This is a genomic window from Cognatundibacterium crateris (assembly GCF_010078235.1).
GTDB lineage: Bacteria > Pseudomonadota > Gammaproteobacteria > Burkholderiales > Burkholderiaceae_D > Undibacterium > Undibacterium crateris.
In genome coordinates this window covers 270,156-283,519 of record NZ_JAABOS010000002.1, presented here as the reverse complement: position 1 = coordinate 283,519, position 13,364 = coordinate 270,156, and the positions used below count along the sequence as shown (strand labels likewise).

Genomic DNA, 13,364 nt, shown 5'->3' with positions numbered 1-13,364 from the left:
TGATTTTTTTATGCCGTGACCACCACTACGCTCCCCACGAATGCGATGTCAGCTGAAATGAATGCCGCCAGCTGTTTCGCCTTGCTCGATGATGCGCAATCTGCACAGGCGGATTCCCGTCTGTATCACACACTGCACAGCGTGCTCGAATGCCGCGACGCGGCCAGCTGGCCGCTGTTTCTGCAGCAGCTGGAGCAGGCTTTGCAGCAGGGCTTGTATGCGATCAGCCTGCTGTCGTACGAAACCGGCGCAGAATTACACGGCATCGCAGCACGTGAAACAGCGCCGCTGTCGCGCATCCTGCTGTTTTCCTATTGCCAGCATCTGACCTCGCAACAGGTACAGGATTGGCTGCAGCAACAGCCGGAAAGCCGCGATGTGGCGGGGATCGCGGCTATTCGCGCTAATGTGGACGAGGCCAGCTTTAGCGCAGCCATTGCGCGGGTGCAGGATTACATTCGTGCCGGTGACACCTATCAGGTGAATTACACCTACCGCCTGCATTTTGACAGTTTTGGTGAGCCGCTTGCGCTGTATCAGCGGCTGCGCGCACGCCAGCCGGTACCCTATGGCGCGCTAATACGCTTGCCCGATGGTGGCGCGATCTTATCGATGTCGCCGGAACTGTTTATCCGCCATCAGGACGGGCAATTGCTGGCACGTCCTATGAAGGGTACTGCTGCTGCGACGGGGGACGCGACGCGCGATGCGCAGATTGCCGCTGAGCTCGCAGCGGACAGCAAAAACCGTGCTGAAAATCTGATGATCGTAGATTTGCTGCGTAATGATTTGGGCCGTATCGCAGAAACCGGCAGCGTGACTGTGCCGCGTTTGTTTGAAGTGAACCGCTTTTCCAGCGTGTTGCAGATGACGTCCACCATACAGGCGCAGTTGCGCAGCGGGCTTGCGCTGACTGAAGTGCTGACAGCTTTATTCCCTTGCGGCTCCATCACCGGCGCACCAAAGCGCCGCACCATGCAGATCATCCGCGAACTGGAAACGGAGGCACGCGGCATCTACACCGGTGCGATAGGCTGGTTTGATCCACCTTCAGCCGGCCAGGCAATTGGTGACTTCTGCCTGTCGGTGCCGATTCGCACGCTGCAGCTCGCAGCACCTGAACTGCAGCAGGGCCGGCAAGTCAGACGCAGTGTGATGGGCGTGGGCGCAGGCATCGTGTATGACAGCGTGGCGGCGGAAGAATTTGCTGAATGTCAGCTCAAGGCACGTTTCCTGACGGGCTTGCAGGCACCGCTGGCGCTGTTCGAAACCATGTATGCCACGCGCGAACAGGGTGTACGCCATCTGCAACGGCATCTGCAGCGCTTACAGCATTCTGCCACGTACTTTGGCATCGCACAGGATCTGTCAGGCTGGCAGCAGGCGCTGGAACAGACCTGCGCCGGGTTGGTGCCAGAGTGCGCTCACAGGGTCAAATTCCAGCTGCAGCCGGATGGCAGCTGGACTATCAACACTGCAGTGCTGAGCGCCTTACCGGACGTACCTAAGGTGATGCTGTCGCCGCATGTGATGCGCTCTGACCAGCTACTGCTCAGGCATAAAACCAGCTGCCGCGAGATTTATGATCAGGCCTGGCAGGCGGCTGAAGCGCAGGGTGCGTTTGATATGCTGTTTTTTAACCAGCATGGTCATCTTACCGAAGGCGGACGCAGTAATGTGTTCTTGTGTGTGGATGGCCAGTGGCTGACGCCACCGTTACAGGATGGTGTGTTACCCGGCGTGATGCGCAGTGTGTTGTTAGAGGACGCGCAGCTGGCGGCGCGTGAACAAACGCTGACAGGCGCTGATCTGCAGTGCGCCACGCATATCCTGTTGTGTAATGCCTTGCGCGGCGCGTTTAGTGTGCAGTTGATATCGGCAGAAGTTAGCCGCTGAAATTAAGCACTGAAGTTAAGCACTAACTTCCGCCATCCAGGCTTGCAAACCTTGGACCCATTTGGCGGCTGGCAGCTTAGTCTGCATACGGATGTTGAGTGCACGGTCATACAAAGCCTCAAAATCCACCACTGGCGCCTGTTTGAATGCAAGCGCAATGGTATTGGCATCATGCACGATAGGCAGCCAGACCACCGCATCGAAAGCCTGCTCCAAGGCCGCGATATTGGTATCGCAGTTTTGCCGGTAATTACGCGGATTACCAAACAGGTTCACGGTCAGCATACCGTCTGCACTCAGGGTATCGGCACAGGCCTGATAAAAGGCCGGGCTGGACAGTGCAGGTGCTTCCGCTGCCGCATCGTATAAATCCACTTGCAGGATATCGACACTGCCGGCATGAGCCGGATTGCTCACGTAATCCAGCGCATTCATGTTCAGTACCTGCAGCCGTTCATCATCTGGCGGCAAACGAAAATGCTGGCGGCAGGCTGTGATGACGGCCGGATTCAGTTCCACCGCTGTGACCCGGCTCTGCGGAAACTGGTGATAACAGAATTTAGTCAGCGCCGCCGCTCCCAATCCCAACTGTACGATATGCGCAGCCTGTTCGCGAAACAGCAGCCACATCATCATTTGCTGTACATATTCCAGCTCTATCTGATTCGGCATGGCGAGCCGCATCGCACCTTGTATCGCATCCGATGACAGATGCAGGGTGCGTACGCCTAAGTGTTCCTGGATGGTGACGGCAGGAGCGGATTCCAGCTGCTCCTGGCGGTAGGCTTGCTCCGCGCCGCTCACGACTGGACTTCCCTGGGCCAGGGATCAACCGCTTCAATTTCCATCATGCGCTGCCAGGCTGGTCGCTGTACCACACGCGCAGTCAGCGCGCGTAAAGCTGGCCATTCGGTTGCAGGATGCGGCATATTGCGCGACCAGCGCATCAGCATGGTCAGATACAGATCGGCACTAGTAAATTGCTCGCCGAGTAAATACGGACCCTGCTGGCTCAAATGGCGATCGAGCTGATCCCAGATGCGCGCGATTTTTTGTTGTATCGCCTGACTCAGCGCTTCCGGATGGCTGGCATTGCCCAGCTCTTGCGGATAAAACCAAAGCCGGAAACTGGCTTGCAGATTATGGCTGAGCGACAGCATCCACTGACGCCATAAATCATAGGCGACCGTGCCGCGCGCCGGTGCCAAAGCACTTTCAGGGTGACGCTCTGCCAGCAGCATGGCAATCGCCGCAGCTTCGGTATATGGCTGATCATCCAGCACCAGAGTCGGTACCACACCGTTGGGATTCAGACGCAGATAGGCCGGATCTTTTTGCTGCTGTTTGTCGATATCGACCAGCTGCAAACGATGTGCCGCACTGGTTTCCAGCAGCATCAGGTGGACCAGCATGCTGGCAGTGCCGGGGCTGTAGTACAAGGTGTACATGATGTTCCTTTCGTGTGAGCGAATTTGTGGTGGCGGATCTGCAGTCTTACTCTCTGCGGTGTCTGGCACCGCATACGCAGCATTCAGGATCGCGCTGCATACCGATGCTATTCCATTGCATACTCATGGCATCGAGTAATAGCATTCGTCCCTGCAAAGTCTGCCCTATCTGTAACAGCAGTTTCAATGCCTCAGCGGCTTGCATGGTGCCTATGATACCGACCAGGGGTGCAAACACGCCCATCTGAGAGCACAGTACTTCTTCAAATTGCTGGTCAGGCGGAAAAACGCAGGCATAGCAGGGCGATGATGGGTGCTCAGGCTGGTACACGCTGATCTGGCCATCAAAGCCTATCGCAGCGCCCGACACCAGCGCCACGCCATGCTGTACGCAAGCCTGATTCACCGCATGACGGGTCGCGAAATTATCACTGCAATCGAGTACCACGTCAGTGGCAGCAATCAGTTCAGACAGGCGTGCTGCATCTGCTTTTTCCTGTATTGCGGAAACCTGAATATCGGGATTGATTTGCTGCAGGCTGAGACGGGCCGATTCCACCTTAGGCATGCCGACGCGCGCTGTGCTGTGCAATATCTGTCTTTGCAGATTGGTCAGATCGACTTCGTCATGATCAACGATGCTGATGTGACCTACGCCCGCGCTGGCCAGATACAGTGCGGCCGGTGAACCCAGACCACCGGCACCGATGATCAGTGCATGCGCATTTAATAGTCGTTGTTGCCCTTCTATGCCTATCTGCTCAAGCAGAATATGGCGCGAATAGCGCAGCAGTTGTTGGTCATTCATAGGATAAAAAAAGGCCGCACCGGGCGGCCTGATTGAAGCGGATTATTTTTTCTTCGTTTCGGTTTTTGCGTCTTTACCAGACTTATCCGACTTTTCTGCTGCCTTGTCACCGTCTCTGTTGTCCTTCGGTTCCGTGACTTTGACTGGCAAACCTTTCAGATGATTCAGTGCCTGCGCTAACTGGAAATCTTCCTTGCTGCCATATTCCAGTGGTTTAACTTTTTTCGCTAGCGCGATCAGACGTTGCTCTTCTTCCAGCTCATCGACTTTAGGACGGGTGTTTTCTTTTTCCTTGTCATTGCTCAGGTGCTTTTGCAGATCGGCTTCGCGTGAGCGGAAGCTATTTAAACCATCGCCCTCTGCGGTTTCTTCCACGTTCAGATCGGGCACGATGCCTTTGGCCTGAATCGAGCGGCCATTCGGTGTGTAATAACGTGCGGTGGTCAGCTTGACTGCAGTGTCAGCAGAAATCTGGCGTATGGTTTGTACCGAGCCCTTACCGAAGCTTTGTGTACCGATGACGGTAGCGCGCTTGTAATCCTGCAGAGCGCCAGCCACGATTTCAGACGCCGATGCGGAACCGGTATTGATCAGCACCACCATAGGTACTTGTTTGATCGCGTCCGGCAGCTTGGCTAAAGGATCAGAAGCTGTGCGGCCAGCGTAGAATTCGCGTTTCGCAAAATAAGTGGCTTTCTGATCCGCCAGCTGACCATTGGTGGACACCACCGCCACGTCTTTAGGCAAAAAGGCGGCTGAAACACCAATCGCACCTGGCAGCACGCCGCCCGGGTCATTGCGCAAATCGAGGATCAGACCTTTGATGTGCGGATTTTGCGCATACAAGGCCTGGATTTTTTTAGACATGTCTTCGACCGTCGGCTCCTGGAACTGTGCGATACGCACCCAGGCGTAATCCGGTTCTACCAGTTTGGCTTTGACACTCTGTTGTTTGATGAGCTCGCGGGTAATGGTGACGACGATAGGTTTGTCTTCGCCTTTGCGTGCGATGGTCAGCGTGATCTTGGTATTGGGTTCACCGCGCATTTTTTTAACGGCTTCATCCAGTGACAATCCTTTGACCGTTTGAGAATCGAGGCGGGTGATCAGATCGCCTGGTTTCAGGCCAGCGCGGTAAGCCGGTGAGTCTTCAATCGGTGACACGATTTTGACATAGCCATCTTCCATGCCAACTTCGATACCCAGTCCGACGAATTTACCCTGGGTACCTTCTTTTAATTCTTTGAACGCTTTCTTGTCCAGATAAGCTGAGTGCGGGTCGAGCGAGGCGACCATGCCGGAAATGGCCTCAGTCAGCAGTTTATTGTCGCTGACTGGCTCCACATAGTCGGTTTTGATGAGGCCGAACACATCGGCCAGCTGGCGCATTTCTTCCACTGGAAGCGGGCTTCCCGCATTTTTTTGTGCCAATGCGGAGAATTGCATGGAGACGGCTACGCCAGCTACCATGCCCAGGCCGATCAGACCGAAATTCTTAAATTTGCTGCCCATGTTTCACCTAAAGCCTATTTAACGACGATCCAGTTCAGCGGATCAAATGCCCGTCCCTGATGACGGATCTCAAAGTATAAACCTGATTCTTCATTACCGCCGCTGTTACCTGCGCTGGCAATCACATCGCCAGCTCTTACGGTATCACCAACGTGTTTTAATACGGATTGATTGCTGCCATAGATACTCATGTAGGAGTCACCATGGTCGACGATCACCATATTGCCATAGCCTTTATACCAATCGGCAAAAATCACTTTGCCCGGTGCTACGGCGCGCACTTCTGCGCCTTCGCCAGCCTTGATGAATAAGCCTTTCCAGCTAGGTCCATCACCGCGGCGGCTGCCAAATTTCGCCAGAATATCGCCTTTGACCGGAAGGCGCATCTGTCCTTTGAGCCTGTCAAATTCACCAGCTGGCGGCAGATTAGATTTGGCTTGCTTAGGCGGTTCTTCCGGTTCAGCCGGTTTCACCACGACTGGTTTGCCCGATTTTTTGCTCTCCAGCGCGGCGAGTCTGGCTTTTTCTTTTTGTGCCGCGATTCTTTCCTGGCGTTGTTTTTCTTCCTGCTCGGCGCGCGCTTTTTCAGCTTTGGCCTGTTCTTCAATTAACTGATTCAGACGTGAGACCAGATTGCTGAGCCTTTGTTCATCTTTTTGCAGACTGTCCGCCTGTTTTTTTTGTGCGTGTAACTTATCCGACAACTGAACGACCAGGCCGGCATGTTTTTTCTTTTGTTTTTCCAGTGCTGCCTTGTGTTCTTTTTCTTCTTCGGCGATTTCGTCCAGTTCTTGTTTCGCCTGTTGCGCTTCCTTCGTGTTCTGCTCAACTGCCTTCATACTGCTGCGCAGGCTTTCTATCATTTTGGCCTGAGTTTGCGATACATAACCCATGTATTGCAGATCGCGGTTGATGCGGTTGGGGTTGTCACCGGACAGCAGCAGTTTCAGGCGATCACTGTCGCCATGCATATACTGACGCTTGAGGAAGCTGGACAACTGTTCTTTTTGCCTTGTGACTTGCGTCTGTAAAGCCTGCTGCTGTTCTGTCAGTTGTTTTAATCTTGCTTCGGTGTCGGCTTGCTCCAGCTGCAGATCGCGCAAAGAACGATTCGCTTCGGAGATCGCCTTTTCGGATTCAGCCAACACATCTTCTGCGTGGTCTTTGGCATTTTCCGTTTTGCTGATATCGGTTTTCAGTGCCTTGAGCTGCTGCTGTAATTCGGCACGATCCGCTTCAGCTTTCGATTTTTGCTGCGCGCGCGTCGGAGTTGCCGCCGACACGGACGCGCTGCCGCCTGCCAATGACAGGCACAGCAGCGCGCAAGCCGATATAAGTGTGGTCTGACGCATCCGCTCTTACTTGGCTTTACCCTGGCTGGCCACGGCATTCAGCGCTGCTTCAATTGCAGACTGGTCGCCCAGATAGTAGTGGCGTATCGGTTTCAGATCTGCGTCGAGTTCGTAGACCAGTGGCTGTCCGTTCGGAATATTCAGATTGACGATGTCATCATCGCTGATACCGTCCAGCATTTTGATCAGTGCACGCAGGCTGTTGCCATGGGCAGAAATCAGGATTTTTTTACCGGCGCGGATGGCGGGGGCAATGCTGTCGTCCCAGGCTGGCATCACGCGCGCGACGGTGTCTTTCAGGCACTCAGTCAGCGGGATTTGAGCACGGTCCAGGCCTGCATAACGTGGGTCATGGAAAGATGTGCGCGCATCATCAGCGGCCAGCGGGTTAGGCGGTGTGTCATAGCTGCGACGCCATACCAGCACCTGCTCGTCGCCATACTGGGCAGCTGTTTCAGCTTTGTTCAGACCTTGCAGGGCGCCGTAGTGACGCTCGTTCAGACGCCAGTCATTGACGACAGGCAGCCACATCATGTCCATCGCATCGAGTGTGCCCCAAAGGGTGCGGATCGCACGCTTCAGCACCGAGGTGTAAGCCAGATCGAAAGTGTAACCCGCTTCCTTGAGCAGTTTGCCAGCCTGAGCCGCTTCTGCCACGCCTTTCGGTGTCAGATCAACGTCGGTCCAGCCGGTGAAACGGTTTTCCAGATTCCAGGTGGATTCGCCATGGCGCATGAGAACAATTTTGTACATGATGTCAGCTATAGAAAGTTCGTAAAATAATTAAAAAGAAAAGCATCACGAAAAAAGCCTGTGCTCAGCACGGTGGCAGGGGCGGTTCAGCTTGATGAGCCGAACTGGAATCAGGCGCTGTTTTCGTGATGCATATCTGGAATAATATGCAGCGTCGCCATCTATTTTATAATGACGCGCTTCTGATAACCATTTTTACTACTGGAAACCTGTGAAATTCATTATTGATAATATTTTTCTGATTGGCATCGCCCTGATTTCCGGTGGCGCTTTGTTTTTTCCTATGTTGCAACGACGTGGTGCAAAAGTAACACAGCTGCAGGCAACGCAGTACATCAATCAGGGTAAGACACTGATCCTGGATGTCAGAAATGCCGAAGAATTTGCGGCAGGTCATTTACCGAACGCAAAACACATTCCTTTGCCTGAGTTGAATAATCGCCTGAAAGAGATAGAAAAATCTAAGAATCAGGTGGTTATCACTGTCTGCGCTTCCGGCGTACGCTCAGCCAGCGCTGCCTCCGTATTGGCAAAAGCAGGTTTTACCCAGGTGTTCAGCCTGGAAGGTGGCACGAATGCCTGGCGTGAGCAGGGCTTGCCTATCACTAAATGATCTGGAGAATACTGTGAAACCTCAAGTTACTATGTACAGCACCGCAGTTTGCCCTTACTGCACCATGGCGGAACGTCTGCTCAAATCCAAAGGGGTCGATGACATCGAAAAAATCCGGGTTGATCTCGATCCGGCAGTACGTGAAGCGATGATGCAAAAGACCGGACGTCGCACTGTGCCGCAGATTTATATCGGCGACACCCATGTGGGCGGCTTTGACGACCTGTCGGCACTCGACCGCGCGGGTAAATTGGATGGTTTGCTAAATCCTGCGACTTAAAAAGCGATTTCTGCAAGATTTTCTTCATGTTTGTGCTGCAAATTGCTGAATTTGCAGTCTACTTGCTACAATAGCTGCGCGCGATCTTGAAATGGTCGGAAACGGCCTTATCTGTGGCTCGTTGGGAAGAGATGGAGATCAAGCTTTTCAACAGACCTAGGCGTCTCGCTGTTCATTATTAATCTTTTAGAAATTAAGAAAGTCTCACATGTCTGACGAAAATCTGCAGCCCGTATTCCAAATTCAACGCGTTTATCTGAAAGATTTGTCGCTTGAGCAGCCTAACTCTCCAGCTATTTTCCTGGAACAGCAAAACCCAGGTATCGAAGTCTCCCTCGATGTAGGCTCTGAAAAACTGGCTGATGGCATCTACGAAGCCACAGTTACAGTCACAGTCACTGCAAAAATTGGCGAAAAAGTTGCATTCCTGGTTGAAGGCAAACAGGCTGGTATTTTCGAAGCACGCAATATCCCTGAAGATCAGCTCGATCCTTTGCTGGGTATCGGTTGCCCGAACATCATCTACCCTTACCTGCGTTCCAACGTAGCGGATGCGATCACACGTGCCGGTTTCCCACCGATCCACCTGTCTGAAATCAATTTCGAATCGTTCTACGCGCAACGTCTGCAGATCGCTGCAGAACAAGCCAACGCTGCTGAAGCACCGGCAACTATCCAGTAATCGCTGTTTTGAGCCTGGTCTGACCAGGCTCAATTGTTTGAAGCCTACTATGTCTGCACACCTTCCCCGTTACCTGATCGCTTTGAGCGCGCTGCTGTCTGTTGGACTGGCGCATGCGCTGGAATTCCGTTCCGTGGGGGCGGCTCCGGTCGTGATGTATGATGCACCCTCGGTCAAAGGCGGGAAACTGGCAGTCGCGCCGCGCGGTATGCCGGTTGAAGTGGTGTTTACGTCGGGTGCCTGGAGTAAGGTGCGCGATGCATCTGGCGAATTGAGCTGGATAGAGAGTAAAGATTTAATCGCACGTCGTCATCTGGTGATACGGGTTGCGAATGCGAAAGTGCGTGCTGCAGCCGATGAGAGCGCAGCGCTGGTATTCAGCGCAGACAAGCATGTATTGTTGGAAATGGCTGAACCCGCCACTGCTGGCTGGGTGAAAGTCAAACATCGCGATGGTCAGCTGGGATTTGTTAAAGCCAGCGAGGTCTGGGGTTTATAATTCAGGGATTGTTCGCAAACCCGTCCAGGCGGCGTGTAGCAGATAAAAAAAGGACAGCGTGCTGTCCTTTTTTTATCTGTTTCATGTCACCGGACATCATTATTTTTCATTTGGATAGCACATGAATATCAGCGTTTTAGGTGCCGGTGCCTGGGGAACTGCGGTCGCGATTGCGCTGACTGCAAAAAATCAGGTTCTGATGTGGGGCAGAAGTCCGCAAGCCATGCAAACCATGCTGGAGCAGCGCGAGAATACCCATTATCTGCCCGGCTATCCTTTGCCGGAGTCTTTGCAGCTGACTGCTGATTTTGATGCGGCGATCGCACATGCCAGTGGGCCGGATGGCTTGTTGATCATCGCAACTTCTGTTTCTGGTTTGCGTCCTACGCTGGAGGCGTGCAAGTTGCACCGGCCGCAGCGAGTGGTCTGGTTATGTAAAGGCTTTGAAGAAGGTACGCAGTTATTACCGCATCAGGTGGCGGAACAAATACTGGGTCAGCAATGTCAGCTGGGCGCGCTGTCTGGCCCTTCGTTTGCGCAGGAAGTGGCACAGGGCTTGCCATGTGCGCTCACGATTGCGTCCAAATCGCAGGATCTGTGTCAGCGCGTGGTGCAGGCTTTGCATGTGAATGCGATGCGGGTGTATTCCAGTGATGATTTGGTCGGCGTTGAAGTTGGTGGTGCCGTCAAAAATATTCTGGCGATTGCTACCGGTGTGGCCGATGGCCTGGGACTTGGGTTGAATGCGCGTGCGGCACTGATTACCCGCGGTTTGGCAGAAATTACCCGGCTCGGTGTGGCACTCGGCGCGCGCTCGGAAACCCTGGTTGGTCTGACCGGCCTGGGCGACTTGATACTGACTTGCACGGGTGATTTGTCACGCAATCGCAAAGTCGGGCTCGCTCTGGCACAGGGAAAAAGCCTGGCTGTGATCGTTGAAGAGCTGGGACACGTCGCGGAAGGCGTGCGTTGCGCGCAGGCAGTGCGTACATTGGCAGCCAGTCTGGCGATAGAGATGCCGATTACCAATGCAGTTGCCAGTGTCTTGTTTGATCAGGTTCCGGCGCAGCAAATGATACGCCAGTTAATGGCGCGCGACGCCAAACACGAGATCAGTTCAAAACCGGTGTGAGCCCCTGGCGGTGGGTAGTAGCAATACCCGGCTGATGACCGCTTCCGGTATCGCTTGCCGGCGCAGAAACACGGCCGCCAGTTCGGTGCCGAGTATGGTTGCATAATGAATCCCGATATCGACCAGCATACGTGTGGTGATATCGCGCCGTCTCAGTGGCTGCAGATGTTTTCTGCGGGTTTTGCGGTGTCGGCATCCGGACATGGCTTCCTCCTGCAAGCAGTGTAGAAGTCAGCCCGGGAAAATTCCAGTTCTGTTTTTCGTAATCTGACTCAGACGGATGGCAGTGAACCAAAGTCGGTTGCTGCTATGAACGCGGCGAGCATGCTTTCCAGACCTGCCTGATCTTCTGCATTAAAGCGTGCCAGACGCGGGCTGTCGATATCGAGTACACCATACAGCTTGCCATCTTTGATGATGGGGATCACGATCTCTGAGTTCGATGCGGAATCACAGGCAATATGGCCAGGAAATGCGTGTACATCCGGCACCAGGAAGGTTTTGCGCTCTTGCGCTGCAGAGCCGCACACACCACGTCCGAAAGGAATGCGGACACAGGCAACCTTGCCCTGGAAAGCACCAAGTAATAAATCACAAGGACGCCCCTGATCGGCTGTTCTGGCTTCGCTGCAGAAGTAAAAACCTGCCCAGTTCAGATCGCTGATGCTGTTAAAAATCAGCGCAGAAAATTGCGCGGCATTGGTCATCAGTGCGCGTTCGCCTTCCAGTATGCTGGCAAGTTGTTTGTTCAGCAGGTCGTAGTCAGGTTTGTCACTGGCTGCGGAGGTTTCAAACATAGGTGTCCCGGTAGTGGAAGATGTTGAATGAAATCCCGTCAGCAAGGCAGTTAACTTGCCGACGGTTGTTGGTACTAAGCGTGTTGCGGCGGGATGGTTTTTCTGTGCCGGCCGCGCCACATGATGACGCGTTGCCAGCTGAGAAGGCTCAACCCGGTGCCGCATTCTTTGGCGCGTTGCCAGCGCCTTATTGGCCATCCTGTTTTGCCTGAAGCTTATAACACATAACGGGACAAGTCCTCATCAACCGACAAGGCACCCAGCCGCGCTTCGACATAAGCCGCGTCGATGCTGATGGTCGTGCCGGAATTCTGATGCGCATCGAAAGAAATCTCTTCCAGCAGCTTTTCCATCACAGTGTATAAACGGCGCGCACCAATGTTTTCCGTGGTTTCATTGACGGAAAAAGCGATACCTGCGAGACGTTCCACACCTTCGGGCGTGAATTCTATTTGTACATCCTCGGTGGCCAGTAAGGCTTGATACTGACGTGTCAGGCAGGCATCGGTACTGGTCAGTATGCGTTCAAAATCTGCGATGGATAAGGATTCCAGCTCGACCCGGATAGGGAAGCGCCCCTGCAATTCTGGTATCAGATCCGAGGGTTTGGCCAGATGGAAGGCGCCGGAGGCGATGAACAGAATATGGTCGGTTTTGATCATGCCGTACTTGGTATTGACCGTGGTACCTTCCACCAGAGGCAGCAAATCACGTTGTACGCCGGCGCGCGATACTTCACCGCCGCCAGTTTCCGAGCGTGAAGCGATCTTATCGATTTCATCCAGGAATACGATGCCGTTCTGTTCCACATTACGGATGGCTTCCTGTTTCAGCTCTTCTTCATTGACCAGTTTGGCGGCTTCTTCCTCGATCAGCAGTTTGAAGGCTTCTTTGATCTTGAGTTTGCGCGCTTTTTTACGACCACTGCCCATGCCGGAAAACATGGTTTTAATTTGCTCGGTCATTTCTTCCATACCAGGTGGCGCCATGATTTCCATTTGCGCTGCCGGTTCTGCCACTTCCAGCTCGATTTCTTTGTCGTCCAGCGCACCTTCACGCAGACGTTTACGGAAAGTCTGACGGGTGCTGTTATCGCCAGCACTCTGTTCACCTTCCGGATGGATGCCGAAATCACGTGCCGGTGGCAGCAGGATGTCGAGGATGCGGTCCTCTGCCGCGTCTTCAGCACGCTGGCGCACTTTGCGGGTGGCGGATTCGCGGGTTTGCTTGATGCCGATATCGACCAGATCACGGATGATGGTATCCACATCGCGCCCTACGTAGCCGACTTCGGTAAATTTAGTCGCTTCGATTTTGATGAACGGTGCATCTGCCAGCTTGGCCAGACGACGTGCGATCTCGGTTTTTCCGACGCCGGTCGGGCCTATCATCAGAATATTTTTTGGTGTGATTTCATGGCGCAGCGGCTCTTGCACCTGCTGACGACGCCAGCGATTGCGCAAGGCGATGGCGACTGCACGTTTGGCTTTACCTTGTCCGACGACATGTTTATCCAGTTCGGACACGATTTCCTGTGGTGTCATATTCATATTTTTTCCTGTCTGCTTCTCTGTCAGCCTGCGTTACGGTGC

At 53.7% G+C, this 13,364-nt stretch carries 15 protein-coding genes; 6 read left to right on the top strand and 9 right to left on the bottom strand.

Annotation, left to right across the window (positions count from 1 at the left end; all coding sequences use genetic code 11):
• Nucleotides 1-15 precede the first annotated feature (15 nt).
• Nucleotides 16-1,896: an aminodeoxychorismate synthase component I gene (pabB, locus tag EYB48_RS04475; protein ID WP_328823247.1), complete on the top strand. Its 1,881-nt coding sequence runs from the start codon at nt 16-18 to the stop codon at nt 1,894-1,896.
• 15 nt (nt 1,897-1,911) lie between these two features.
• Here pabB and EYB48_RS04470 read toward each other — a convergent pair whose 3' ends face one another.
• Genes EYB48_RS04470 through gpmA form a run of 6 tightly spaced genes read right to left on the bottom strand, consistent with a single transcriptional unit; the run spans nt 1,912 to nt 7,769 of the window.
• Nucleotides 1,912-2,700, bottom strand: coding sequence for a spermine/spermidine synthase domain-containing protein (locus EYB48_RS04470; RefSeq protein WP_328823246.1), 789 nt, complete (start codon nt 2,698-2,700; stop codon nt 1,912-1,914).
• Complete coding sequence (locus tag EYB48_RS04465) at nt 2,697-3,344, bottom strand: glutathione S-transferase family protein (RefSeq protein WP_162019108.1); 648 nt, start codon at nt 3,342-3,344, stop codon at nt 2,697-2,699. The genes EYB48_RS04470 and EYB48_RS04465 overlap by 4 nt, the downstream gene beginning before the upstream one ends.
• 46 nt (nt 3,345-3,390) lie before the next feature.
• Nucleotides 3,391-4,152: a HesA/MoeB/ThiF family protein gene (locus EYB48_RS04460; protein ID WP_162019107.1), complete on the bottom strand. Its 762-nt coding sequence runs from the start codon at nt 4,150-4,152 to the stop codon at nt 3,391-3,393.
• Between the two features lie 42 nt (nt 4,153-4,194).
• Complete coding sequence (locus EYB48_RS04455) at nt 4,195-5,664, bottom strand: S41 family peptidase (RefSeq protein WP_162019106.1); 1,470 nt, start codon at nt 5,662-5,664, stop codon at nt 4,195-4,197.
• Between the two features lie 14 nt (nt 5,665-5,678).
• Nucleotides 5,679-7,016 carry a murein hydrolase activator EnvC family protein gene (locus tag EYB48_RS04450; protein ID WP_162019105.1) on the bottom strand — a complete coding sequence of 446 codons (1,338 nt, stop codon included), beginning with the start codon at nt 7,014-7,016 and terminating at the stop codon, nt 5,679-5,681.
• A 6-nt stretch (nt 7,017-7,022) separates the two neighbouring features.
• A complete protein-coding gene (gene gpmA, locus EYB48_RS04445; protein WP_162019104.1) occupies nt 7,023-7,769 on the bottom strand; it encodes a 2,3-diphosphoglycerate-dependent phosphoglycerate mutase in 747 nt (248 codons plus the stop codon).
• 211 nt (nt 7,770-7,980) lie between these two features.
• On the opposite strand from gpmA, the gene EYB48_RS04440 reads away from it, so the two are divergent.
• The 5 genes from EYB48_RS04440 to EYB48_RS04420 all read left to right on the top strand — a co-directional run bounded on the left by EYB48_RS04440 (nt 7,981) and on the right by EYB48_RS04420 (nt 10,975).
• On the top strand, nt 7,981-8,382 hold the full coding sequence (locus EYB48_RS04440; protein ID WP_162019103.1) for a rhodanese-like domain-containing protein: 402 nt from the start codon (nt 7,981-7,983) through the stop codon (nt 8,380-8,382).
• A 13-nt stretch (nt 8,383-8,395) separates the two neighbouring features.
• Entirely contained in the window at nt 8,396-8,662 is a 267-nt protein-coding gene (gene grxC / locus EYB48_RS04435; protein ID WP_162019102.1) for a glutaredoxin 3, read from the top strand.
• A gap of 208 nt (nt 8,663-8,870) precedes the next feature.
• The gene (gene secB / locus EYB48_RS04430; RefSeq protein ID WP_162019101.1) at nt 8,871-9,344 is read left to right on the top strand and encodes a protein-export chaperone SecB; all 474 of its coding nucleotides are present in this window, start codon (nt 8,871-8,873) and stop codon (nt 9,342-9,344) included.
• Nucleotides 9,345-9,393: 49 nt separating this feature from the next.
• Nucleotides 9,394-9,843, top strand: a complete 450-nt coding sequence (locus tag EYB48_RS04425) for an SH3 domain-containing protein (RefSeq protein WP_162019100.1) — start codon at nt 9,394-9,396, stop codon at nt 9,841-9,843.
• A gap of 121 nt (nt 9,844-9,964) precedes the next feature.
• Nucleotides 9,965-10,975, top strand: coding sequence for an NAD(P)H-dependent glycerol-3-phosphate dehydrogenase (locus tag EYB48_RS04420; protein WP_162019099.1), 1,011 nt, complete (start codon nt 9,965-9,967; stop codon nt 10,973-10,975).
• Here the strand turns inward: EYB48_RS04420 and EYB48_RS04415 are convergent.
• From EYB48_RS04415 to hslU, 3 genes are all read right to left on the bottom strand, one after another.
• A complete protein-coding gene (locus tag EYB48_RS04415; RefSeq protein WP_162019098.1) occupies nt 10,961-11,179 on the bottom strand; it encodes a hypothetical protein in 219 nt (72 codons plus the stop codon). The genes EYB48_RS04420 and EYB48_RS04415 overlap by 15 nt on opposite strands.
• Nucleotides 11,180-11,247: 68 nt before the next feature.
• Nucleotides 11,248-11,772 carry a GAF domain-containing protein gene (locus EYB48_RS04410; RefSeq protein WP_162019429.1) on the bottom strand — a complete coding sequence of 175 codons (525 nt, stop codon included), beginning with the start codon at nt 11,770-11,772 and terminating at the stop codon, nt 11,248-11,250.
• A gap of 215 nt (nt 11,773-11,987) precedes the next feature.
• Entirely contained in the window at nt 11,988-13,322 is a 1,335-nt protein-coding gene (hslU, locus tag EYB48_RS04405) for an ATP-dependent protease ATPase subunit HslU (protein ID WP_162019097.1), read from the bottom strand.
• Nucleotides 13,323-13,364: the final 42 nt, after the last annotated feature.